The sequence below is a fragment of the Klebsiella sp. K5-306 genome (assembly GCF_051835185.1).
Taxonomy (GTDB): domain Bacteria; phylum Pseudomonadota; class Gammaproteobacteria; order Enterobacterales; family Enterobacteriaceae; genus Klebsiella; species Klebsiella oxytoca.
Genome location: NZ_JAIFJY010000008.1, coordinates 168,682 through 192,594 on the forward strand (window position 1 = coordinate 168,682; position 23,913 = coordinate 192,594).

The 23,913-nt window shown below is 49.8% G+C and carries 21 protein-coding genes, 1 tRNA gene and 1 pseudogene; 13 read left to right on the forward strand and 10 right to left on the reverse strand.

Annotated features, from left to right (window positions below):
• Nucleotides 1–74: 74 nt before the first annotated feature.
• Nucleotides 75–1,460, forward strand: coding sequence for a cysteine--tRNA ligase (gene cysS / locus K2184_RS14495; RefSeq protein WP_004099777.1), 1,386 nt, complete (start codon nucleotides 75–77; stop codon nucleotides 1,458–1,460).
• Between the two features lie 294 nt (nucleotides 1,461–1,754).
• Here cysS and ybcJ read toward each other — a convergent pair whose 3' ends face one another.
• Together ybcJ and folD are read right to left on the reverse strand one after the other, a co-directional pair.
• Nucleotides 1,755–1,967 carry a ribosome-associated protein YbcJ gene (ybcJ, locus tag K2184_RS14500; RefSeq protein WP_004099787.1) on the reverse strand — a complete coding sequence of 71 codons (213 nt, stop codon included), beginning with the start codon at nucleotides 1,965–1,967 and terminating at the stop codon, nucleotides 1,755–1,757.
• A 1-nt stretch (nucleotide 1,968) separates the two neighbouring features.
• Nucleotides 1,969–2,835 (reverse strand): bifunctional methylenetetrahydrofolate dehydrogenase/methenyltetrahydrofolate cyclohydrolase FolD, encoded by an 867-nt coding sequence (folD, locus tag K2184_RS14505; protein ID WP_004099791.1) that lies wholly within the window; start codon nucleotides 2,833–2,835, stop codon nucleotides 1,969–1,971.
• A gap of 342 nt (nucleotides 2,836–3,177) precedes the next feature.
• On the opposite strand from folD, the gene K2184_RS14510 reads away from it, so the two are divergent.
• Both K2184_RS14510 and K2184_RS14515 read left to right on the forward strand, forming a co-directional pair.
• Nucleotides 3,178–3,254 (forward strand) — tRNA-Arg (locus K2184_RS14510).
• Between the two features lie 234 nt (nucleotides 3,255–3,488).
• Nucleotides 3,489–4,172, forward strand: a complete 684-nt coding sequence (locus K2184_RS14515; protein WP_004099802.1) for a hypothetical protein — start codon at nucleotides 3,489–3,491, stop codon at nucleotides 4,170–4,172.
• 347 nt (nucleotides 4,173–4,519) lie between these two features.
• On the opposite strand, the gene K2184_RS14520 is transcribed toward K2184_RS14515, so the two are convergent.
• A complete protein-coding gene (locus K2184_RS14520; protein WP_257020572.1) occupies nucleotides 4,520–4,651 on the reverse strand; it encodes a hypothetical protein in 132 nt (43 codons plus the stop codon).
• 548 nt (nucleotides 4,652–5,199) lie between these two features.
• Between K2184_RS14520 and deoD the strand changes: the two genes are divergently transcribed.
• The 3 genes from deoD (at nucleotide 5,200) to K2184_RS14535 (ending at nucleotide 8,012) form a co-directional block, all read left to right on the forward strand.
• A complete protein-coding gene (gene deoD, locus K2184_RS14525; RefSeq protein ID WP_016808742.1) occupies nucleotides 5,200–5,907 on the forward strand; it encodes a purine-nucleoside phosphorylase in 708 nt (235 codons plus the stop codon).
• A 35-nt stretch (nucleotides 5,908–5,942) separates the two neighbouring features.
• Nucleotides 5,943–7,106, forward strand: a complete 1,164-nt coding sequence (gene tsgA / locus K2184_RS14530; protein ID WP_004099812.1) for an MFS transporter TsgA — start codon at nucleotides 5,943–5,945, stop codon at nucleotides 7,104–7,106.
• An 84-nt stretch (nucleotides 7,107–7,190) separates the two neighbouring features.
• Nucleotides 7,191–8,012 (forward strand): nucleoside-specific channel-forming Tsx family protein, encoded by an 822-nt coding sequence (locus K2184_RS14535; RefSeq protein ID WP_004099814.1) that lies wholly within the window; start codon nucleotides 7,191–7,193, stop codon nucleotides 8,010–8,012.
• Nucleotides 8,013–8,044: 32 nt separating this feature from the next.
• Here the strand turns inward: K2184_RS14535 and K2184_RS14540 are convergent, their stop codons facing one another.
• Both K2184_RS14540 and K2184_RS14545 read right to left on the reverse strand, forming a co-directional pair.
• On the reverse strand, nucleotides 8,045–8,731 hold the full coding sequence (locus tag K2184_RS14540; protein WP_004099815.1) for a Crp/Fnr family transcriptional regulator: 687 nt from the start codon (nucleotides 8,729–8,731) through the stop codon (nucleotides 8,045–8,047).
• A gap of 282 nt (nucleotides 8,732–9,013) precedes the next feature.
• On the reverse strand, nucleotides 9,014–11,188 hold the full coding sequence (locus K2184_RS14545) for an extracellular solute-binding protein (protein ID WP_029496862.1): 2,175 nt from the start codon (nucleotides 11,186–11,188) through the stop codon (nucleotides 9,014–9,016).
• Nucleotides 11,189–11,521: 333 nt separating this feature from the next.
• On the opposite strand from K2184_RS14545, the gene K2184_RS14550 reads away from it, so the two are divergent.
• From K2184_RS14550 to K2184_RS14560, 3 genes are read left to right on the forward strand one after another with little or no spacing between them, the layout of a single operon-like run.
• The gene (locus tag K2184_RS14550; protein ID WP_004099819.1) at nucleotides 11,522–12,346 is read left to right on the forward strand and encodes an MBL fold metallo-hydrolase; all 825 of its coding nucleotides are present in this window, start codon (nucleotides 11,522–11,524) and stop codon (nucleotides 12,344–12,346) included.
• A 12-nt stretch (nucleotides 12,347–12,358) separates the two neighbouring features.
• Nucleotides 12,359–13,594: an MFS transporter gene (locus K2184_RS14555; RefSeq protein WP_004099821.1), complete on the forward strand. Its 1,236-nt coding sequence runs from the start codon at nucleotides 12,359–12,361 to the stop codon at nucleotides 13,592–13,594.
• 31 nt (nucleotides 13,595–13,625) lie between these two features.
• Nucleotides 13,626–14,339: an MgtC/SapB family protein gene (locus K2184_RS14560; RefSeq protein ID WP_004099822.1), complete on the forward strand. Its 714-nt coding sequence runs from the start codon at nucleotides 13,626–13,628 to the stop codon at nucleotides 14,337–14,339.
• Between the two features lie 363 nt (nucleotides 14,340–14,702).
• Here K2184_RS14560 and K2184_RS14565 read toward each other — a convergent pair whose 3' ends face one another.
• A complete protein-coding gene (locus K2184_RS14565) occupies nucleotides 14,703–15,023 on the reverse strand; it encodes a hypothetical protein (RefSeq protein ID WP_004099830.1) in 321 nt (106 codons plus the stop codon).
• A 639-nt stretch (nucleotides 15,024–15,662) separates the two neighbouring features.
• Here K2184_RS14565 and K2184_RS14570 point away from each other — a divergent pair.
• Both K2184_RS14570 and K2184_RS14575 read left to right on the forward strand, forming a co-directional pair.
• The gene (locus K2184_RS14570; protein ID WP_004099833.1) at nucleotides 15,663–16,436 is read left to right on the forward strand and encodes a winged helix-turn-helix domain-containing protein; all 774 of its coding nucleotides are present in this window, start codon (nucleotides 15,663–15,665) and stop codon (nucleotides 16,434–16,436) included.
• A complete protein-coding gene (locus K2184_RS14575; RefSeq protein WP_024273862.1) occupies nucleotides 16,429–16,920 on the forward strand; it encodes a hypothetical protein in 492 nt (163 codons plus the stop codon). Before K2184_RS14570 ends, K2184_RS14575 begins: the two co-directional genes overlap by 8 nt.
• 70 nt (nucleotides 16,921–16,990) lie before the next feature.
• On the opposite strand, the pseudogene K2184_RS14580 reads toward K2184_RS14575, so the two are convergent.
• From K2184_RS14580 to K2184_RS14590, 3 genes and pseudogenes are all read right to left on the reverse strand, one after another.
• A pseudogene (locus K2184_RS14580) lies at nucleotides 16,991–18,964 on the reverse strand (glycosyl hydrolase family 28 protein); the annotation flags it as partial.
• A gap of 185 nt (nucleotides 18,965–19,149) precedes the next feature.
• Nucleotides 19,150–19,977, reverse strand: a complete 828-nt coding sequence (locus K2184_RS14585) for an MBL fold metallo-hydrolase (RefSeq protein ID WP_163524704.1) — start codon at nucleotides 19,975–19,977, stop codon at nucleotides 19,150–19,152.
• A gap of 9 nt (nucleotides 19,978–19,986) precedes the next feature.
• Nucleotides 19,987–20,529 carry a hypothetical protein gene (locus K2184_RS14590; protein WP_032727901.1) on the reverse strand — a complete coding sequence of 181 codons (543 nt, stop codon included), beginning with the start codon at nucleotides 20,527–20,529 and terminating at the stop codon, nucleotides 19,987–19,989.
• A 137-nt stretch (nucleotides 20,530–20,666) separates the two neighbouring features.
• Between K2184_RS14590 and K2184_RS14595 the strand changes: the two genes are divergently transcribed.
• Nucleotides 20,667–21,542 (forward strand): LysR substrate-binding domain-containing protein, encoded by an 876-nt coding sequence (locus K2184_RS14595; RefSeq protein WP_032727902.1) that lies wholly within the window; start codon nucleotides 20,667–20,669, stop codon nucleotides 21,540–21,542.
• A 26-nt stretch (nucleotides 21,543–21,568) separates the two neighbouring features.
• On the opposite strand, the gene K2184_RS14600 is transcribed toward K2184_RS14595, so the two are convergent.
• The gene (locus tag K2184_RS14600) at nucleotides 21,569–22,435 is read right to left on the reverse strand and encodes a GNAT family N-acetyltransferase (protein ID WP_023320478.1); all 867 of its coding nucleotides are present in this window, start codon (nucleotides 22,433–22,435) and stop codon (nucleotides 21,569–21,571) included.
• 496 nt (nucleotides 22,436–22,931) lie between these two features.
• Here K2184_RS14600 and K2184_RS14605 point away from each other — a divergent pair, with 496 nt between their 5' ends.
• Nucleotides 22,932–23,912 (forward strand): TIM barrel protein, encoded by a 981-nt coding sequence (locus K2184_RS14605; RefSeq protein WP_023320479.1) that lies wholly within the window; start codon nucleotides 22,932–22,934, stop codon nucleotides 23,910–23,912.
• Nucleotide 23,913: the final 1 nt, after the last annotated feature.

A 23,913-nucleotide genomic window follows, 5' to 3' on the forward strand; every position in this document is an offset into this window, starting at 1 on the left:
TGTGTGCTGCTTCGGGGTTGAATTAAGGTTAGAATACGCGACTTATATCCACACACGTCTACACGGAATCTTCGATGTTAAAAATTTTTAATACACTGACGCGCCAAAAAGAAGAATTTAAACCTATCCATGCCGGGGAAGTTGGCATGTACGTGTGTGGTATTACCGTTTACGACCTCTGTCACATCGGCCATGGCCGTACCTTCGTCTCCTTCGACGTGGTTGCGCGCTATCTGCGTTTTTTAGGCTACAAGCTAAAGTATGTGCGCAACATCACCGACATTGACGACAAAATCATCAAGCGTGCCAATGAAAACGGCGAGAGCTTTGTTGCGCTGGTGGACCGCATGATTGCCGAGATGCACAAAGACTTTGACGCGCTGAATATCCTGCGCCCGGATATGGAGCCGCGAGCGACTCATCACATTGCGGAAATTATTGAGATTACCGAGCAGCTGATCGCTAAAGGCCACGCGTATGTTGCCGACAACGGCGACGTTATGTTCGATGTCCCGACCGATCCGAACTATGGCCAGCTGTCGCGTCAGGATCTCGACCAGCTGCAGGCCGGCGCGCGCGTTGATGTCGTTGACGTCAAGCATAATCCAATGGACTTTGTGCTGTGGAAAATGTCGAAAGAGGGCGAGCCAAGCTGGCCGTCGCCGTGGGGCGCGGGCCGTCCAGGCTGGCACATTGAGTGTTCAGCGATGAACTGCAAACAGCTGGGCAACCATTTTGATATTCACGGCGGTGGTTCGGATCTGATGTTCCCGCACCATGAAAACGAAATCGCCCAGTCCACCTGCGCCCACGACGGCGAGTACGTGAACTACTGGATGCACTCCGGGATGGTGATGGTTGACCGCGAGAAGATGTCAAAATCGCTGGGCAACTTCTTTACCGTGCGCGACGTCCTGAAGTTCTATGACGCGGAAACCATTCGCTACTTCCTGATGTCCGGCCACTATCGCAGCCAGCTGAACTACAGCGAAGAGAACTTAAAACAGGCGCGTTCCGCGCTGGAGCGTCTGTATACCGCGCTGCGCGGAACCGATAAAACCGCAGCGCCGGCCGGCGGTGAAGCGTTTGAAGCGCGCTTCATTGAAGCGATGGACGACGATTTTAATACTCCGGAGGCTTATTCCGTGCTGTTTGATATGGCGCGTGAGGTTAACCGCCTGAAAACCGAAGATGCCGCCGCGGCCAACGCGATGGCGGCGCATATGCGTAAGCTCTCGGCGGTGCTCGGTCTGCTCGAACAGGAGCCGGATGCCTTCCTGCAGAGCGGCGCGCAGGCGGACGACGGGGAAGTGGCGGAAATCGAGTCTTTGATTCAGCAACGTCTGGACGCGCGTAAAGCGAAAGATTGGGCGGCGGCGGATGCCGCGCGTGACCGTCTCAACGAGATGGGCATCGTGCTGGAAGATGGCCCGCAGGGTACCACCTGGCGCCGTAAGTAGTCTCATTCTCTCTTTTTAGCCGGGGCCATCCCCGGCATTTTTTTGCCCTGACTCAGGCTAAGAAACGAAGCGCGGTCCTGATTTCGCCTTCGCACGCTCCCAACCAGCGGCTGAAGCGTTCGTCGGGGAGAAGTGGTGTCAGGCGGAAGTGCAGGTTGCCGGAGGCAGCCAGGGGACCGGCTGTGCTACAAAGGACGTGATATCGGAAGATGGCGGCGCTGACTGAAGTGCAGGAAAACGAGAGACCATCTGTCGGGATGGGGGGACAGGCGCCGGTTGCGGCGCCTGAACCTGTTACTCGGTAACGGTAACGCTCTGACCTTCAAAGCTGACCGTCTGACCGGCGACGATTTTACAGCGTTTACGGGTTTCCACCGCACCGTCGACTTTGACCAGACCGTCGGCGATAGCGATTTTAGCCTGCGCACCGCTTTCGCTCCAGCCTTCCAGCTTCAGCAGATCGCACAGTTCAACGTGCGGGTGTTTGCCTAAAGAAAAATTCGCCATCTCAGGCCTCCTGAATATCGTGATACTCTTCACACGCCTGCAGCGTGTTCTGAATGAGGGTGGCTACGGTCATCGGGCCGACGCCGCCGGGAACCGGCGTAATGTACGACGCGCGCGCGGCGGCATCTTCATAAACGACATCGCCAACCACTTTGCCGCTTTCCAGGCGGTTAATCCCGACATCGATCACGATCGCGCCTTCTTTAATCCACTCGCCCGGAATAAAGCCCGGTTTACCTACAGCCACAATCAGCAGATCGGCGTTTTCAACGTGATGACGCAGGTTTTTGGTAAAACGGTGGGTTACGGTGGTAGTACAGCCTGCCAGCAGCAGCTCCATGCTCATCGGGCGTCCGACGATGTTGGAGGCGCCAATGACCACCGCGTTCAGGCCGTAGGTATCAATGTTGTAACGCTCGAGCAGCGTGACGATCCCGCGCGGCGTGCATGGACGCAGGCGCGGGGCGCGCTGGCACAGGCGGCCAACGTTATACGGGTGGAAACCGTCAACGTCTTTGTCCGGCGAAATGCGCTCCAGCACTTTGACATTATCAATGCCGGCGGGCAGCGGCAGCTGAACCAGGATGCCGTCGATAGCGCTATCCGCATTCAGGGTGTCGATAAGTTCCAGCAGCTCTGCTTCGCTGGTGGTTTCCGGGAGATCGTACGAGCGGGAGACGAAGCCTACCTCTTCACACGCTTTGCGCTTGCTGCCGACATAAATCTGCGATGCCGGGTTGCTGCCGACCAGCACGACGGCCAGGCCTGGTGCTCGAAATCCGGCCGCCACGCGAGCCTTCACTTTTTCCGCAACCTCAGAGCGTACCTGCTGCGCAATCGTTTTACCGTCAATAATTTTTGCTGCCATCAGAGAGAGGATTCCATCTGTATCTTTACGAAAGGGGGATGGCGATATTTTGTCAGAAGCCAGCCTCGCTGTCAGTCTTCGTTTAAGATTTTATCTTGCTTTGGTAAGGCGACCGCTGCAATCCCTGCATAATCCTGCCGCGAGCGGAGCCAAAAAGCGCATGGAGTCGAAAGCAAAGTTACCGTGCATAAACATAAGGTTGAATAAACTTTATACTCCTTTCGCAGCTAAACCAGGCAGGTTGCACAGACAACCGCAGTTTCGCGGCAAAATACATTGACTCATCAGGCGTGGACCGTATAATTCCGGCGATTGCACATCACGAAGCTCCCGCTTCTCAATGCGCCCTTAGCTCAGCTGGATAGAGCAACGGCCTTCTAAGCCGTAGGTCACAGGTTCGAACCCTGTAGGGCGTACCATTTTGCAGTAAACAGACGTTATTCTACGTCTTTTTTTATGCCCTAAATTCAGTAGGTTGGCTGATTTCTGTGCGATAAGGTCGTTTATTATTCTGCCTGCTTAGCCATTATTCAGCCCTATCTGCTGGCGGAACACTACGTTGTTTTGACCAGCACAAAAATCTTTTACTTTAAATCTCTCCCCTGTATTCTGTGCAGCTGGATTTCTCCCAGCGACAATTCGCAGAGATACCCATGGCCCGCAATCATGTTCTCTTCACCTCACTTTCGCGCCGTAAACGTCGGAGCGCGACTCTCAAAATCAAAAATCTTATCTACAAAGAGCGTGCTGTCTGGGGCGGCGTCTTCTATGACGAATGCGAACATGATGCGGCAGTTGCCAGCGGGGGCTGGACCTGGAGCGATATAGTTTTTCTCGGTCGTGACCCAGCCGTTTTCTGGAATGCGGAGATCATCACGGCGAATGTGGCTTTTAGCGATGAGATAGAAGAGGCTGCTTTCAATGAGGCGCTATTGCGGCTTGACGCTGCCAGCCAGCGTCAGGCAATGCATCTCGATTTCATACCAGATATTAATCGCGATGGAAAAACGATTAGCTATACATGGGGACGAAAGCCTCAACGGAATGACTCGCAGCTTGAGGGATTATCCATAAGTGATTTTGCCGATAAACGTGCGCGAGAAATTGCGCGTACTAATCCACCGCCAGTTTATTGCGGTTACCGCATATTGCCGGGCTACGCAGCAGGAATCGGCTTGAAAATGGTGGTTGACGCTGAAGTGCTCAGTCGGAGTGTAATTGAAAGCGCTATTGCTGATTTTCTCGCTCGCGGAGAACAAAACTGGTTTTCTGACGTGCCTGCCCTTGTCCACTACATTGACAATATCTACTGCAAACCGCTTAACGAGGCATCCTGAGCGAGTCAATATGGCCCCATTGAACGCCAAAATGACTTTCTTCATATCCACGCGGTTGATGACCGCGCTCAATATGAGGAAGAACCATGGCAAGAACCCGTGCGGAACGACGCCATCACATGCGTCGCATGAGGCATAAACGGCGAAACGACAACGCTGTGCGTAACGGCAGTCCAAAAGATCAGGGGCGCCACTATACCACTCCATGTTGTTGTTCCTGTTGGATGTGTGGGCACAAGCGTGACTGGTACGGACCAGGCATACAGGAGCAGCGCGCGCAGGCAAAATATAAGGAGGACATATGAGGTAACTATCCATAGCAGGAACCTTTAATGTCTGTTTTTAATTCACGAAGAGACCGCGATCGTAACGGTAAACCCAAACCACATTGCCATGTTGGCTATCCAGGGTTCGAAGGAAAGATGATGCACCATCGTCATCGCGCTTCCTGGCTTTGGCCCGACTTTAACACTTGTCATTGCCCGTCGACCTGGACGCGTATGTTTATGACCAGACCCCGTCGGGCGAAGGAGTTCGTAGCGCTCCGGCGAATCATGAAAGGAGGCGATCCTGACGGGATCTTATTTCCTCATCGCTCCAGGCCCTACGTGTACTATTACTGAGTCCGGTTTTTTTCCTTAAGGACGCAGAGTGCTGACAAAGCCCTGGCAGAAAAGCCGGGGCTTTCATCTTATTATTATTCTGAATCCGGACGTTATTATAGCGCTGTGGGCCACGCTTCATTATTCCCTGGCGTAAATCTCAAGGGAGTAGAAGGAGGGCTTCGTATCGAGAATAACAATCGTTTCAGAACGTCCCCGGATCTATGTAGCAAAAGGAGCTGTCTTTTCCGAATATGCGGATGCGTCTTTTTATTATTTGTAAAGCCGGGATATTCGTGCCGCTTAAAAGAATAACTCTCAAAAATGAGAAGCCGATCGTTTGAGCAGGACTTTTGTCCTCCGTACCTGACTTACCGCAGGATACACTTTCAGCATATCTTCACTAATAAAATTCTGGAGCTGTTATGACTGCACATATTAATGCCAAATCCGGCGATTTTGCTTCAACTGTTATTATGCCTGGCGATCCCTTGCGCGCTAAATTTATCGCTGAAAATTATCTGCTGGACTATCGGGAAGTGACGAACGTTCGCAATATGCTGGGATACACAGGTTATTATTTCGGGCAGCCTGTATCGGTGATGGGACATGGAATGGGAATACCATCAATGACGCTTTATGCCCATGAACTGGTTAATGACTTTGGCGTTAAGAGAATCATTCGCGTAGGCAGCCTGGGGGCGACTCAGCAGCATGTTAAAATGCGTGACATTATATTGGCTGTTGCCGCCGGAACAGATTCTATCACCAACCTGAAACGCAGTTCAGGTTATTCAATGGCGACATCCGCTGATTTTAAACTGTTGCATCAGGCATGGTTGATTGCGCAAAAAAGTGGCATTGATATAAAAGTTGGCAACGTCTTTAGCGGCGATCTCTATTACGACCCGGATGAAAATCTGATCCCTGCGCTGGAGAAGTTTGGAGTGCTGGGGATTGATATGGAAGTTGCCGGTCTTTATGCCTTAGCTCATCAGTTTGCAATTGAAGCTCTTGCCATTTTAACGGTCTCCGATCATTGCCTCACCGGAGAAGAGACCACAGCTGAAGAACGGCAGTTAACTTTCAATAATATGATCGAGCTGGCTCTGAATACGGCGATTACAGCTTAGCTCTTGTTCAATTGACACCAGTAGGGGTGTTTTATATGAAAAATAAACTCTCACTTACCCTAATTAGCTTTCTGGCGAACTTTATTATGGCGGGGTTTGCCAGCCAGTTTGGCATGCTGATTGAGCCCATTGCAGAGCATTATAATGCGGATATCAACGCGGTTGCGTCTATTTTCTCTTTACTCAACGGAGGAGCCCTGGCAGGGACGATAGCGGCATTTTTCCTTATTGAAAAAATCGGCGTAAAACGCATGACGCTGATGATCTACTCCGTGGTTTTCCTTTGCGCGCTGGCGATGCATGTAAGCAGTGAACTGTGGTCTGTTATGGTGGCGATGACCCTGGTGGGGCTCTGCGGCGGCATTGGCCTGTGCGTAGCGGGTACCATCGTGGTTTCCGTTTGGCAGGACCGTATCCAGAGCACGATGCTGGTGGTCCAGGATGCCACCTTCAACGTTGCGGGCGTGATCTTCCCGCTGATCACCACCTTTGCCCTGACGCACAACATGTCATGGAGCTACAGTTACCTGAGCGTCGGTATGGTGGCGCTTGTCACGCTGGGGATTGTGGCCCTGACCCGCTTCAATGCCTGTGAAGCAGCGCCCTCTTCGGGCCCCTCAGACGCGGTAAAATCCGAATGGAACCCTGGAATTATCAGCGGCGGGATTGGCCTGTTTCTTGGCATGCTGGCGCTTTATACCTTCCTGACATGGGCGCCGCTGTTTGTGAAAAACAAATTTGGCATTCCCTTTGAAGAGGCTGGAAACATCATTACTCAATATTGGGGAGCTGCGCTGGTGGGGGCATTAGTTTCAACCGGTATTGTCGCCCGGGTGAAGATACACTATTTTTTGTTGAGCATTATTTTACTGGCCTGCGTCATTACGACGATTATCGTCACTAAAGAAACGCTTTCTGGCTTAGATTACCTGGCTTACAGCTATGGCTTTGTATGTGCAGCGCTTTACAACTCGTTTATTGCCTATGGCGTATCCTTTGTTAAACGCGCCAGCAGTCAAAATGTATCTTATATATTAATTAGCGGAAGCGCGGGCGCCATGTTTAGCCCGGCGATCAGCGCGTTAATGGAAAAAACGATGGGACTGCAGAAAATCATGTATGCGATACCTGTTTTATATTTCATTATTTTTGTCATGCTGGTGGCTACCCTTAAATTAAAACGTAAAGTAGTACAATAAAACCATCTCTCTTTTCAGTTTAACTTTGCGGAATTGCTCCATTGCAGGAGTAATAAGGCTCAGGTTTTATCAAAGGAATGGAATATGTTTAATGCCAAAAAAACATTATTAGCAATGATAATTAGCGTTGGCTGTTCTCAGGCAATAGCAGCTGACTATCGTGACGGCAATATCAGAAAGAATGACTTTAGCTGGATGCAAATGAATCTTATGCAGAGCGTGGATGCTAAAGTCCCATACGGAATTCGCAACGATACCTATCTTGAACTTGAGTTTGGCGCGCGCTCGGGTATTGTCGATCTTTACGGCTATGTTGATATTTTTGACATCTTTGACAGTAAACATGACGATCGCCATGGCGGAGATAACTTTTTTGCTAAGATATCGCCGCGTTTTTCACTGGATGCCATTTTCAACAAAGATTTATCCGTCGGCCCATTCAACGAGTTTTATATCGCAACGGTCAATAACATTGGCGATCGCGAATTATTTGAGCACTATATAGGGCTTGGTACGGATGTGAAAGTCCCGTGGTTCGGGATGGTAGGGATGAACGTCTATGCTCACTATGTACGGGAAAACTATGGCGCCGAAAACGAAGGCAAGTGGGACGGATATATGTTCTCCACGAACTGGTCAACCCCCTTTTACCAGTTTGCCAATGGTAGCTATTTAAATTACCAGGGGTATTTCGATTATCAGTTTGCGGCGAATAAAAATAGCGATCGGTCGCTTTACAGTAACAATGCGATTGAATGGTATAACGGTATCTACTGGCATACGGAAAATTATGCCGTAGGTTACGGCTTGAAATATTTCCGCAATATGGCGTTGATGCAAAACCACGGCGGCGCAGGCCGTACAACCGGGCTTGGGCACTACTTTAGTCTCACCTGGAAGTTTTAATTGGATATGAATGGCGCGCCGTCTCCGGCGCGTCATTCAGCAATATCGTTGCCGAGAAACTTCCGCAACCCATCAAGATCCTGAATTGCAATGCCTTGTTTAGTTCGTACTACCAGTCCGGCATCAATCAGCGCTTTAACCGCGCGGCGATAAACGCGGTCGGTGGTGCCGAATCTTTCCGCTTCCTGATAATTCTTACTGAATCCATCCATTGGCTGTTTGTTCAGGTGCTGCCGGTAGAGGTCATAGGCAACATTATGAACGATGGGGTAGAGCATGCGATGCAAGAAGATTTCCAGCATATCCTGGTAGTCTACCGCCATGGCGCTGGCAAAAAATATCGCCAGTTTAGGATGTTGATTCAATGCTTCTTCGAGCCGCTCGCAGCTGCATACCGCAACGGTAAGTGGTTCCTCTGCTACGATATCCAGCTGACAGCGATAGCCTGTGAAAAACTCCATTTCACCAAAGAGTTGCTCATCGCATTCCATTGCACCCAGCTGGAAGCGACGGCCGTTTTCCGCGCTGTAACGCAGAGATATTCTGCCCGATTCGACCATGATTAAGCGGTCAACAACCTGGCCCTGATGATAAAGATGCTCATTTTCGGCAATAAGCTGCTTATCTGAGAGTAGCTCGCGAAACGTTCTCTCGATAAATGCATCATCCTGTTGCCAAATGCTATGAAAACGACCTTTGGTGAGTGGTTTAAGCTGCATATTTTGCTATCTGTAAAGAAGCGAATCCCTGCTTTTGAATGATATTAGTAGAGGCTGATGACATGACGTTAATGGCGCATTCTACTCAATCGCCGTGTTAAAAAATATCAATAACTGGATGTCGCGCCTGCGCTGCAGAGAGAGCATCCTGGAAGTGGATTGACACGCTATCCATGCGGTTGCGCTTCGTCTCGGGCGCAGCCGCAGCTAAAACAGCATTTTGCCAGGACACCGGGGCACGCCTGAAGAAAAACGGTGAATGGCACGCTCGCTTTCCTGGCCTCAGGCGCCGGTTTCATTTTTTATTCGCCTGTTAATGTATTCCACGGCCTGAGAGACATCCATAATCCCATTTATCGCGTTCGTCACGCCCTGGCCGATAATAATTTCTGCCTGGCGCAGGTTGAAAGGCTTACCCTGCGTACCCTGCGACTCTCTTATCCCGACCATGCCCTTTTCATTCAATAAATTAAACCATGGATAGAGGTTAAGGACGTTCTGATCGTGACAAACCCCTGACCAGGCGCAGTTTCCTCCGAGCAGAACCAGATGACGCGCAATTTCATCGGAATAAAGCCAGTGGAAGAACTGCTCAACCTGTTTTTCCTTTTTGCTGTAGCGGGACATCCCAATGGATCCCCCTCCCAACTGTGGAAGCTGTCCCGGGACTGAAGCATAGCCGATAGTGGGGGCGATAGGGCTATGCGCGACGTCATTGAACAAATTGAGATACATGATCAACATGGCGAGGTTGCCGCGCTCAAACTGCTTAACGGCGTCACTCCACCATTCTCCTGAGAGATTCACGGCGACGGAGAGCTGTTGCAGGTACTGTTCAAGCGCCGTAGCGGCAAGCGAAGTCTCCAGTTGAACCGGTTCGCCTTCGCGAACCAGACGTCCGCCGAGCGCGTAGTAACGCAGCAGATATTCCGTGGCGATAAGCCCTGAGCTGCCTAAGGTCACCGCCGTGCCCATCGGGCGCAGTCTGTTATCCGGCTGATGCTGGCGGCTGAAGAAAGCCGCTAACTCATCAAATTGCGCAAAGTTTTCGGGTAGCGTTAACTCTTTGCCCGTCGTTTCGTAGAACATCCGTTTTATCGTCGCATCTTCAAAGAGATCGCGTCGGTAAAACAGGAGCTGCATACTGGCATCAAAGGGGATGGCCCACGCGGTGCCATTCACCATGCTGAAGTGCTGTCGAATCTGGTCAGAAAAATGAGTCAGCAGCTGCGGCAGCGCAGGGGAAATCGACTCCAGCGGCAATAACGCTTTTTCTGCAAACCAGGGAAAACAGGCCATATCGATGCGCAGGAGATCGTAATAGGGATGCAGATGAAGATGGGAAAGAATTTCAAACACTTCATCATAAGGATAAACCGCAAGATTTACCTTGATACCGGTCTGACGATAAAAGTGAGGTAACAGTTTTTTCAGCGCATCGGTTGAGGGGCTGGGCAAAATTAACATATTCAGCGTCGCCTCGGTCTCAGGCGGCTGGACGGATTGGCCATCTAATGAAAATCCGCTATTTGTCAGAATTCGATGCGTTACCTGTTTTTTAGGCTGGCGAATATGGGAAGCGATGGCGGTACCCAGGCGACCATAGTCCATCTGGTAGTTTGTGACGCCGTCGAAGGCTGCCGGAAGATTATCACTTAACTGCAGTATCGGCGGACAGGACTGCGCGCTACCAAACCAGGCTGCCTGCGTCACGGCTCGCGTTTTATCACTATCCTGAGTGATGAAAATATCGGGGGGAACGCCGCGGAAAAAATCAAACGCTACGGTGTTAGACTCGCCCGCCTGCGAGGATAAAACGGTGAGCTTAGTCTGCGGACTGACTGTCCGGCAGGTCTCCTGTATCGCCTGAATAAAACATGCGCTATGAGCATATTCAAGCGGTTCGCAAAAGATACCGATATGGCCCGGCCGCTGTGCGAGCGCTCTTCTCGCAAGGTGTTCACCCGCAGTGACGTAATCGAGGCTGAAATAGTTGTCAGCTCCGGCAGGTTGTCGGTACGCAAAAAGGATCTGTTCCGCGGGCAGCTTGAGCATTTCATAATAAGGTTGGCTATTGCTCAGGCAGCTGACGGTAACAATGGTCTGGTAAGATTTTGCCGCCAGCGTTTGCAGAATCTCCAGTTCCAGGTTGGGCAGATCGTTGGTCAGGTAAAGATCCAGCGGTTCGCTTAATGATGGCTGACAGACCTGATGTAAGCCCCGGTAAAGCTGGTAATACTGCTCCGCATTAATGTCTGGCAGCAGCAGCGCCACCCCCTGGCTTTTACTGGCTCTTAACGATTGCGCCTGCGCATTTAACTGATAGCCCACTTCCTTAGCCGCTCGTTGAACCGCTTCAATCTTCTCAACGCTGACATTTCCTCTGCCATTAAGTACGTTCGAGACAGTGCCGTGTGACACACCGGCTATCTTTGCTATGTCTTTGATTGTTGGCATATTTTAATCCTTACCCTCATGCGTTGATGCTAGCACGGCATACCGCTGAAAACTATCGTTACCGGTGTTATTTGAACGTTACAAAATAATTTTGTGTGATTTATAGACATTAAAAATATTAATCTTTTCCGGCTTGAGACGAGTAACCATGTAGTAAAAATGACAATTTGTTGAAATTTAAGATAAATACAATAAGTTTTTGAAGGGGATCACTTCTGGGAAAAAAGATCGTTGTTCCTGTTAAACGGCAGAATCATAATTGACACGTTCCAATTACGTTTGATTACATTTCTGATGATAAAAACAGCAACCTGTTAGTGATAAGAGGAAATCATGAAGATCCATTTTCTGGGAACGGCAGCGTCTGAAGGGATACCTAACCCGTTTTGCCGCTGCGAGCATTGTCAGCAAGCCCGTATACGTAAGGGAAAAGACATTCGTACACACTCTTCCGCGATTATTGATGATCAACTGTTGATTGACGTCGCGCCGGAATTTAGCCAGCAGCTGCTGCGCGACGACATGGACGCAACTGAAATCAGGTCGCTTCTGTTTACCCATACTCATCCCGATCATTTCAACGTCGGCGATCTTTTCAGCCGAATGGAGGGTTACGGATTTGAGATTACCCATCCGCTGAATATCTTTGGTAACGATCGTGCGATTAACGGTGCGGCAGAGGTTTTGCCGGGCTTTAGCGCAGAGCGCTTTGCCTTTCATTGCCTGGTGCCCTTCGTCACCGTAGAAACCCGTGGTTATCGGATAACTCCGCTGCTGGCTAACCATGCTAAATGGGAGCTTTGTTATACCTGGTTTATCGAAAAAGAGGGCCAGTCAATATTTTACGGTCATGACTCTGGCTGGTTTCCTGAGCTCACCTGGCAGTGGCTGGAAGGCAAAAAAATCGATCTGGCCGTTCTGGAGTGTACTTACGGCTTTAATGGAGAAAATCGTACCAATAACCATATGAGTCTGGAAACGGTGTTCGCTGCCAGAGACAGACTGGCGGAACTGGGCTGCCTGAAGAAAACAAGTCAACTTATCGTCTCGCATATTTCACACAGCGGCGGTCTCCTGCACGATGAGCTAGTAGCAGCATGCGATAAAGAGAACATTCTTGTCGCCTGGGACGGGCTTAACCTGAGCATTAACCAATAAAGGATATGCAATATGGACCTTAATAAAACACCACGCCTGTTAATTATGATGTTCATACAGTACTTTATGCAGGGCGCCTGGAATATGACCATGGGGCTGGTATTAAGTACCTATGGAATGGCGACCATAATCGGCTCATCCTATGCCTTGCTCGGATTAGCGACAATTATTTCACCGTTATTTATTGGTATGGTGGCCGATCGCTTCTTTGCGTCACAAAAGGTCATGGCGATCCTGCACTTAGTCAATGCTGGCGTTCTGCTGTTTGTTCCGCAATTTATTGAAGCGCAAAATACTGGCATGACGCTGACCATGATTTTCCTGGTCGGTCTGCTGTTTTATCCGACAACGGCGCTGGCTAACAGTATCAGTTTCAGCCATATCAATGGGGTTAAATATTTCCCATTCATCCGCGTTTTTGGCACCTTCGGCTTTATGGCAATCGGCTTTATCATTGGTGAAATGGGCTATTCCGGCAACACCGTTACCTGGTATATTGCGGCAGCTTCCGGCGTCGTCCTGGGCTTATATTGCTTCACATTGCCGAATACGCCGCCAAAAGCAAAAGGAAACGCTTTTGTGCTGCGCGATCTGTTATGTCTCGATGCTCTGGCACTCTTCAAAGATCGTAGCTTCAGCGTGCTGATGCTGAGTATCTTTGTCTTAATGATCCCCAAAACCGCATATTCCGCCTATATTCCGGTCTTTTTGAAAGCGCTGGGGTTCGAAAATGCCGCATCAATGATGCAGATCGGGATTGCCTGCGAAGTGATTTTCATGTTCCTGCTTTCGTTCTTCTTACTAAAAGCCGGCTTTAAAATCACGCTGATGCTGGGGGCCGTTTGCTGGATCATCCGCACGCTGTTGTTTGCTCATGCCTCGCTGGATGCCAACATGATGTTTGTGCTGATTGGCCTGATGTTACAGGGATTCTGCTGGGACTTTTTCTTTACCGTCGGCGATATTTATGTTGACCGCAAAGCCGCGCCAGAGATCAAAGCGCAGGCGCAAAGCTTGAGGTTTATCGTCTCCAACGGCGTCGGGCTGCTGTTTGCTTCTACCGTTTGCGGGCAGATTTTTAACAGTACCGTGACAGAGCAAGGGCCGGAAGCGTTACCGCAATGGGAAACATTCTGGTTAGTTTCAGCCGGTGTCGCCGCGGTAGTGAGCGTCTTCTTCCTGATTTTCTTCCGCGACGATCTGTCAAAACGCAAAACGGATCTCGCATTGAAGAAAGCGAACTCCTGATTGATAACGGATCTTTCATTAAGGTAATGATATGAATAATCTGGCCGCCACGATCGTCGATCACGGATGGTTTCCGTTATTGACCATCGTCAAAATCAGCATTGCGTTTATTCTGGGAGGCATCATTGGCCTGGAAAGAGAATCGAAAGGGAAACCTGTCGGATTCAAAACCTGCGTCATTTTGTCTGTCGCCAGCTGTGTGTTAACCATCGTTTCAATACAGTCGGCGGAATACTATGCTGAAATTTCGATGAACATTCGTAGCGATCCGATGCGCCTGGCGGCCCAGATTATCAGCGGCGTCGGTTTTCTGGGGGCGGGAGTGATTCTGCATCGACACGACGATGCTATTTCAGGCCTGACGACGGCGGCCATTGTCTGGGCATCAGCCGGGGTTGGAATTACCTGCGGCGCCGGTTTTTATTTTCATGCTTTTTTCGCCACGGGTTTGTTCTTATTGGCGATAAAATTAAGCCCGTTCATTATATTCCTGCAAACTAAAAATCAGTTCCCCGGAAAAGTGAAAGTACGGGTGGTTCTTGATGAACGAGGGGCCCTTGAAAAGCTGATAAGCCGTATCCATCAGCAAAAAAATATTATCGAGAATATTACGATTAGAGACCTTAAAAAGGGAAAGATTGAGGTTAATTTGAAAATGGTTATTCGCCAGAAAATGACCTTACCTGACTTATACCACGATCTGTCTCATGTTGAGCATGTCTGCGCGCTTGCCCTTGAACATTGATTAGTATAAAAATGTAAATTATGTGGCCGCTGGTTCTCTTTCACGTTGGCGGTACCAATACACCCGATATCGGGTGTATTGGTAAGCGTAATGATAGTGAAAATGAGGAATTAAAATGATTAATGCGCTAATTTAGCGTCAGCCCAGTACGTTACAATTCTCTGATGATGATCTCCTCAAGTTGTTCGATGCTTATCTTCCTGATTTGCTCACATGAGAGAGAGGGTCTGATAAGTCGGAGATGCATACTGTCGTTAACAATTATTATCAATGGTTTCTCATTGCTACTGCGAATAATATCCAGAATCGAACATATTTTCCACATTGTCATTATACCTGTAGTTGATAAAACAAGTTTTTCATTTATATCATACAGCCTTGAGTAAAATGATAGCCTATATCATCGCCGGGATGAGGAGAGGGATTCGTCCTAATATAATATCTACCAGCAACTTGGTTGAGAATTATTCTATCCTTCTTTTCCCATTTATTATTGTTTTGATTTAAAGTAAATAAAGTAGAACCATTAACTAATTGGCTTAATACCCATTGTCTGTTTCTGCAAATGCCTGGTTTAATGACGCCATCGAGTTCGTGATGAATATAAAACTCTACCAGCAGGAAATGACTGTCATTATATTTTGCGCCAGCAACCAGGAATTTGGCCCAACGATAGCTGTACATGATATGCCTCTTATTACTTATTGTTTAATCATTAAATTAAAATCTACATATTATTCGCTTTGAGTGCCGGGAAACTACTTTTTAAAATATATAAGGAGGCAAGGATTACTGCAATGGAAGATTTACTAATCAATAATTATAAACATATCAGGCGTAAGAAATTAATTATCATTTTCTTATAACCATTGTTTTAACTTTAAAAGTGATTTTTGTGCGAGATTTAAAGTTTTTTTAAATAAATTTAATAGGTATCGGGCATGGTTAATTAATGCATGATGTAATTTTTTGTTATAGATTATTTCTAGTTCATTCAAAAGTATTGGTTGTTGTTTCATTTGGCGCAAAGAATTTGAAACGGCACACAGAATCCAATTAAATAAAAAATGGTGATAACATTTATTATGTTTTTGTTGTTACTATTGGTTTACTGCTAAAGAGTAGTTTTGTGATGTATGCGCCGTTAGCAGGGATGAGCGGGTGTCGAAGAGCGAACATCAGGGCTCCACTGATGAGCTATAAGCCTCTAAAAAGCTGGCACAACGTGTTGACAATACTTCACTTTCTCCGGGATGCTGTAGGGCCCAATAGCTCCTTGCCTTTTATCAGCATACCCTGCTATTCACAGGATGCAGATAACATATGAAGTACTTAATTGAAAGCAAATTGTTTTATAACGCTGAGTCTGGTGAGCTTATTTATATTGATATCGGTGTAACGGAGAAACACCAGTTAACCAAAACGGCTAACCATATTCTGGCTATACTGATGGCGTCACATGGGAAGGTCGTTTCTCGACAAAGTTTCTTAGAGCAAGTCTGGGAATCCCGTGGACACGAGGCATCAAATTCATCTTTAAACCAATATATTAGTATCCTCAGAAAGAAATTATCATTCCTGATAAGAAAAGATAATATTATATTGACAAGCCCCGGCGTTGGTTTTTATCTCTCGAAAGACATCAAGGTCAAACGGTATGATGACGCAAGCCAGGAAGGACTACCTTCAGAAAAATTACGTCAGCAACGATTTCGTTACCTAAAACACGGAGGCGTGGTAGCTTTGATAGCCAGTTTGATTATTGTTTTTTTTGCCAGGTATGAAGTGGCCGCAACATCGATTCTGGCTAAGAGTTCAAATAACCTGGAAGAAATCGGTAAGTGTCAAATAAGATCTTATGTTCAGATCCCTGAAAGTATGCAGGAAAAATTACTTAATATTTTGGTTAGGCACCATCCTGGGTTACTTGAACATTGCCAAAGCAGTCCAGCCAGGTTGATAATATATGCACAAAGAAACGTTTTGCAGGGTAAGTCTGGGGGGATATTTTCATCTTTTTGCCCTATGGATAGTGTAAATAAGAAAATAATTTATTGTAATAACGTTTATGTAAGTCAATGGAGGCAGCATGACTAACAACGTGCTCTACCGTTCCTGCGGTTTATTAGGCTGCGCTATCATTGTTCTGATTATTTATGTGTTGTGCTTATTCAGTAAGAAAAGCAAAATGAAAACATGTGAGGCCAATGTATACTATAATATATCATCCTTAAATGATTCATATACATTTGATGGTCATGTTTTATTTGATATGAATAATAACACTGGTTATGTTTCCTTGTCCGGAAAAATAGTCGATGGCGATGAGACTTACTATCTGTCACAGGACATCAACTTTGACTACATGGCGGTGGGTGAGGGCCGGTATAAATTATTGCCAGGTAAACAAGGTACTAATAAATATGGAGATGTTCCTGATGATCTTGTAATGCCACTTTATGATATCATGGGCTTATCCGGGAAATCACCCATTTTTATCTTTGCTAAAAATCGGGATTATATAGTCTGGGGAACGCTGAATACGCCGGTTATGACCTGCGTCTTTACTTTGGATCACTGAGCGACAGATCTCTGTCGAGGCAGAAGCGCTGATAAAACCCGGCGACTGACGCCGCCGGGAACGCCATTACTTTATTGCCCCCCTCAAGGATAAGTTTGTCCTTTTCTCCCCGGGTGATGCTCTGCTGATGCAGGCTGTCAGCGAGCGTCACGTCATTGACGGCGAAAAACGCCCAGGCCTGCGGTGTATTAGCGAACGTTACCTCATCAAACTGGCTGTCGCGCAGGAAGGAGATACTGGTCGCTTTGGTGTTACGGAAACTGACGTTGGAAAAACGCAGATTCTGGTGGTAGGCATCGCGAGAATAGGTCAGTCCAAATGATTCTGCCATTTCGGCTACCGTCATGCCGTCAATCAGGATGCTGTGCTTAGCCGAAGTACCATCGACGGTGAGGTCCTGCACCTGAACGTCACGGAACTGAGCGGGCTCGTCGGCAGGGGTCGTATCATTCACGTCGGCGCTGTATTTGATAGTAAAAACGAACGGCTCTTTGGCGATATCTTTCATCGCATTATGGCGGAACAGCACATCCCTTACGCCACCGCCGTAGTAAGGGCGGCTTTTCATGCGCAGGCCGACATCGGTCATATACATGACGTTATCCTCGGCGCGAACTTTTTCGATCCATGCTCCGGTATGGCTACCGGTCACCACGGCGCCGTGGCCTTTACGGAAATAGTTATTAAAGATCCACGCCCCGCTTTGCGGCTGTTGATGAAAAGTTTCCGCGCCTTTACCAAACCCGGCGGCGAAATTGACGCAATCATCCCCGGTATCAAAGAAGTTGTTGAAAACCAGCGCATTCTGGCTATTGCCGAACTCCACGCCGTCGGCGTTATTGCCGTCAAAGGTCTGGTGAACCAGGCCATTGAGCGTGATATTTTTTGACTCCAGCGCCATTACCCCGTGGAACGCGGGGTTGCGGATTGTCAGCCCGGCAAGATAGAGGTTGTGCACGCCGCGCAGAGTCATCAGGCTGGAGCGGCGATTTTTATAGGCGCTATTGCTTTCGATGCCTTCCGCAATAGCCGCTTCGGTCTGATGCTTTGCCAGAATACCGTCTGCGCCAACTTTATTGGCATTACTGGCCCGGTACTGCGGCAGTTCATTGCCCATTTCATCGATAATTGTGGCCTCGCCGCCGCTTTTGACGCCCCGGGTCCAGCCGTTGCCGTCAATCGTACCTTGACCGACGAGGCGAATATTGCGAAACGTCCCGGCCGGAGACTCGCCCTTATCGTCCGCTTCCAGCACGTTAATTAATGATGGCGGGCGACGGGGCTGCGGATGATCGCTGTAGGGATAGAGGTAATAGCCTTTTTCCAGCGGATACTGGGCCGGATCGTCTGAACCCAGCAGGGTGGCGTCAGCCGCAATCTCCAGGGTCATATCGCTGTGCAGGAACAGCGCGCCGCTCTTGAATATGCCGCCGGAAATCAGCACCTTGCAGCCCTGAGGATAGTGCGAGACCGTACAGTTATCGATCGCCTGCTGCAGCGCCTGGGTATTCAGCGTAGTGCCATCACCCTTTGCACCAAAGGTTCTGGCTTCGATGACGTGCGGCGTTTTGCGGGTTTGCGCTTTAACCACCGCGCTGTCCGGAGATTCCTGGCCATCGGCGTAGACCGCGCGCACCGTAAAGGCATATTCCGTATCCGGCTGCAGGTGAGTGACCGTAAAGGTACGCAAATCGATTGGCTGCTGCCAGCCGTCGCTGGCAATCCGCTGATAGAAGTTATCAATATAGGGTTTGGCCGGTGAAAAATGGTTTTGATTTTCGCGCGCCAGACCCAGCCGCTCGCCCTGGCGGTAAATCGCGTAGTCCACCACCTGCTGCGTCTCTGATTCCGGCTTTTCCCAAACCAGCACCAGGCTATTTTCATCAGCAGACAGGACGGGAACCATGACGTTCTGCGGCGCGGAGGCGGGCGCTTCCGCCGGGTTATCGCGGTTTACGCCGCTGTCATTACAGCCGCCTGCGAGTCCGGCCAGGGCGATAGTCAGCGCCAGCATAGGGCGTGAAGGTCGGAAGGTATTGCGCATATATTTTCCTTAATGTCATATCTCATGGGAAAACAAAACAATAATTCATTTATAGTGAAATTCTATTTTATATTTGCTTTGGAAAATAAACGCGAGTCAGCTCAATCTTTCAGCAGATGCTAAATAAATGTGGGTTGGATAAGAGAAACGCGGCCAGAAGTAAACCTCGCTGGCCAGATTTCCTGTTACTGCGCGGCATAATCGAGACGATAGCCGCAGGAGGTCGGTAGCACATGTGCAAATCCCGAGCCGCCAAGATGCATACCGGCGACGAGCAGGTTTTCGCTTGCGGCCCGGGCGAGGAGCGATTCCCGCGTCGCTCTGGCCTGCGCGGGGTCGCTATCAAAAGCGATGGCAGCGGCGGGCCGGGCGGTCTGAACATGCGGAAAATGGACAATATCCCCCCAAATCAGCAGGCTTTGCGGAGCGGAGTCGATGCGAAACCCGCAATGGCCCGGCGTGTGTCCGGGTAGCCAAAGCGGGCGGATACCCGGGACGACCTCTCTCTCATCGAGAAAGCTGAGGCGGCGGGCCCACGCGCCCAGGGTTCGGCGGGCGAGGGCGAAGTTGCGCTGTCCCCGCTCATTTGCCCGATTCAACATACCGTCATCCTGCCAGTACTTCGCTTCCAGAGGATGCAGATGAAGACGGGCGTTGGGAAAGCATGGCGCGCCGTGAGCATCCAACAGGCCGCCAATGTGATCCGGGTGGCCGTGGGTCAGTAGTACGGTATCGATCTCTTCTGCTCCAACCCCCGCCGCTTGCAAACTCGCGGCAAGCGTGCCGCCTCCTGTACCTGCATCGACCAGAATCGTCCTTCCCTGGCCGCGAATAAGATAGGCATTAATGTCGATATCATCCGGCGCAATGATGCCGGCATGGCGCTGGATTTCCAGAGCATCATCGCTATTGATACCGGACAGCAGCGTCAGGCTGGCGGCCATACTGCCGTCGCTAAGGGCCATCACCTGAAAGTCGCCAATCTGGCGGGAGATAAAAGCGGGATTGCGCATCATGGCCTCTTAGCGTGCATCAGGTTGATTATCAAGGGAGCTGAGCAGCTGAGCGCCCATGGTCTCGTAGAGGCGGTATTTTTCCTGTCCCGCAAGCAGCCTGGCCTCCCGACGCGGCAGAATGTAGGCCACGCGCTGCGGTGGATTGTTATCCAGCCCGGCAGCGTGCAGTATTGTCGGCGGATACCCCAGTTCTGCGTCAATGAAGTCCAGCGGCGCCGGGCTGAGTAGCAGAACCTCATCCTGTGAGACCTGCGGAAATACACCGTCGTACCGATACAGGTTGCGGCGCCAGTCGCAAATATGCGCCTGCCAACGCGAAAAGTTGCCGCCGCCTTTAAGCCGATACTCTTCGCTGGCGATAACGGCTGCATCGGTAATGGTATGAATCGCCAGATACAGCGGGCTGCGGGAGGAAAGGGCGCGAAAGCGCTGCGAGGCGCGGAAACCGCCGACGGAAACCAGCGCCGGCAGCTTGTGCTGGCTGTAAAACGTATTCCAGCTGGCTTCGCTTTCCGGATCGGCGTAACTGCACTCAACGATATATAGCATGGGCAAGCCTCTGCATGATTGAAGGGTGATATTGACGTTTAATCATCCTACGTGCTGCACTGAGCCGCCTGAAACGATATTATTTCATCCTTCAATGATCTTTTGTCATCAATGCACCGCGTAAACCGGATACCCGTATGCGAAAAAAACTCCCCAGCAGCGCCTCTCTGCAGGCCTTTGAGGCCGCCGCCAGGCACGGTAATTTTGCCCGCGCGGCGGAAGAGCTGTCGCTTACCGAAGGGGCGATAAGTCGGCAAATCGCCCGCCTGGAATCGCTGCTGAACTGCAAACTGTTTGAACGGACGGGAAGCCGGGTGCGGCTGAATCCTAACGGCGCGCGCTATGCGCACCATGTGCGCGAGACGCTGGAGCGGCTGGAACGCGACGCTCAGTATCTGATGGGCGTCGCGGACGGCAGCCGAAGCCTGGAAATCGCCTCCCCCCCGACCTTTGCCAGCCGTTGGTTGATTCCCCGTCTGGGGGATTTTCATCGCCGCTACCCGGACATCATGCTGAACATCGCGGTCAGAACCGAGCCGTTTATTCTTACCGGCAGTGGTTTTGATGCGGCGGTGCACTTTGAGCATCCCGCATGGGCCGGAATGCGCCGGCAATTTTTGTTTGAGGAGCGGCTAGTGCCGGTATGCCATTCTGCGTTGTTCACGGGAGGCGAAGCCTTGAGCCAGTTGAACCTGTTACCGCGCATTCACCGACGGCAAAACCCCGACGCCTGGCCGCGCTATGCTGAAGAGTGTGGGATCGCGCTGGATCATCCGGCGCGGGGCGTGCGCTACGATCTGCATGAGATGGCGATAGCCGCCGCGCTGGCCGGGCAGGGCGTTGCGCTGGTACCGCACGTGTACGTTGAAAAAGAGCTTCAAAACGGGACGCTGGTTGCGCCCTGGCCTTTGGCTCGCAGTCTGAGCAAGCGCTTTTGTCTGGTTAAACCGCTGGAGCCCGGGATCAATGAATCGGCGCTACAGGCGTTTGAACAGTGGCTACTGGCGCAATAAGGCCCGAACGCGGGCCCTGGTCTCGGTCAGGCGTGGGATAAAAGCGGGAACATCAGCTTATGCGCTTTGAAGATATTTTCTTTTTGTCCGTAGATAAACAGAAGATCTTCGCCTTCAATTTTTTCATACTCACCAACCCGGTTCTCTTTGGGAGTAAAGCCCAGCACGGCCTGATAGGTATTTTCATCGGCGAGCTCATTAATAATGGCCGACAAAGAACGGCCGCTGTCGCAAAAAATATCAAAACAGATCAGCGCCGGTCCGTTTTGCATCGCGATGGCGATAGCCTGATTTTTCTCGGAATAAAAGACGAAGTGCTTCATAAACGCGGAACAGTAAAACATCAATAAACCGAAGTTATTCTGTACGCGCAGCTGCGAAAAGGGATTCGATTTTTCATAATACCGCTGTAATAGCGCGACATCCTCCGGCCGATCCATATCGAGCTTGCGGAAGTCGCCCGCCGCCGGCATTACCGGCAGGATAGCCTGATGCTCCTCGGTGCGCTCGAAGCCGAATTTTGGATAAAAATCAACGGTGTTTGGGTTAGCGAACAGAAAGAAAGCATCGGCTTTATCCTGCCAGTCCGCCAGAATGGCATTCACGAGCTGACCGGCGAGGCCCTTATTACGATGATCGACATCGGTCATCACGGTACCGATTTGAATATAGCGGCGGGGTTCATCCTGCCAGACCAGATCGATAATATTGGCGGAGGCGTTAGCAATCACTTTATTGTTGCTGACGAGGGCGTAGGGAATATAGGCGTCGGTCCAGTATCCTTTGCGGTACCACTCTTTAAAGGAGAGATCGAAGGTTTTAAGCGCAAGATCAATGAAGCTATTTCTTAAAACGTCATTGTGCACAATTTGCTTGTTTATTTTCCAGGTCATCGCCTTGTTCCTTTTTTATCTATTCTAATATCCGCCAGGGTTTATGGTAAGACAGCTTTTTAAGCACTGATTTTGCGTTGAGTATGGTGTTTATATCCTGTTTGTACAGTAGCAGTCTCAATGCATTATTCAGGACGTTGACTCTGTCACAGTTAGCCGATTCGTAGCTAAAGCAGTTAGGGTATCAGTCCACGGCTTCTCTTAAAGCAGTTCTGATAAGCCAACGTATCTGCTTAAAGGTTTTTTTACGGATTAATTTATTTTTGTAAAGTTAAGCTGCGTTTAACGTCTTTCTTTAACCCTTCCTGGGCCGCTTCTACCCGCCAATAATTTCTTTCTAACCGATCTGTATGGCTTTCGTGAGGGATATCGCAAAACGAAATGACGCATCGCAAATGCGCTTGCTTATTTAGTCATCTTGCGTACGTTTAAAACAACTTCACAAAAAATCGTGAATAAATAAAGTACATCACAACCGCGTTTGAAGGATTGCAAAATGTCAGAACTAAAGTTTGCCACCCGACTCAACTCTTTTGCATCAGGAGCTTACCTGTATTGGTCGGATTTAAAAGGAAAGCCAACCGTACTGCAGATGATTGAGCGGGCAGGGAAAGTGAAAGGACTTACCCATCTCGATCTGAATTATCCCCAGCATATGAGTGACAATGTCAGTACGATGCGCCGGGCTATTGAAGACGCCGGCCTTGCGGTTAACGGTATGCAGATGCGTTGGGATGCCCCACAGTTTCGTATTGGCGCGTTTACTCACCCGGACCCAAAAATTCGCCGCGAGGCTATCGATTTAACCAAGCGGGGTATCGATACCGGGCGCGAGTTTGGCTCCAGACTGATGACGCTGTGGATGGGGCAGGACGGGTTTGATTACTGTTTTCAGGCTGATTACAAAAAAATCTGGGAGGATGCGGTCAGCGCGGTGCGTGAGATCGCGGAATATGCGCCAGACGTTGATATCAGTATCGAATATAAACCGAATGAACCACGCGCGTTCAGTATTTTCCCTAACGTAACCACCTGCTTGCTGGCGGTGGAAGAGGCCGGCGCGCCAAACCTCGGGATTACCCTCGATTTTGCGCACGTCCTTTACGCCAATGAAATTCCGGCCTATGCGGCGGCGATGGTCGCGCGTCGTTCCCGCCTGTTAGGACTGGATCTGAATGACGGTTGGGGAAAACGAGATGATGGGCTGATGGCGGGCTCGGTTAATCCGCGCGCGACGCTGGAGTTTTTGTGGCAAATGCGTCGCGATGGCTATCAGGGCGCCTATTATTTTGACACCTTCCCGGATGCCAGCGGTCTCGATCCCGTTCGTGAGGCGCAGACCAATATTGCGACCGTCACGCGACTGCTGAAGCTGTGCGAAAAGCTGGAAAACAACCAACCTCTGCTGGATGCAATTAGCCGCCAGGACGCCGTTGCCTCTCAACAAATTGTTAATGACATCATGCTGGCCAGGTAGC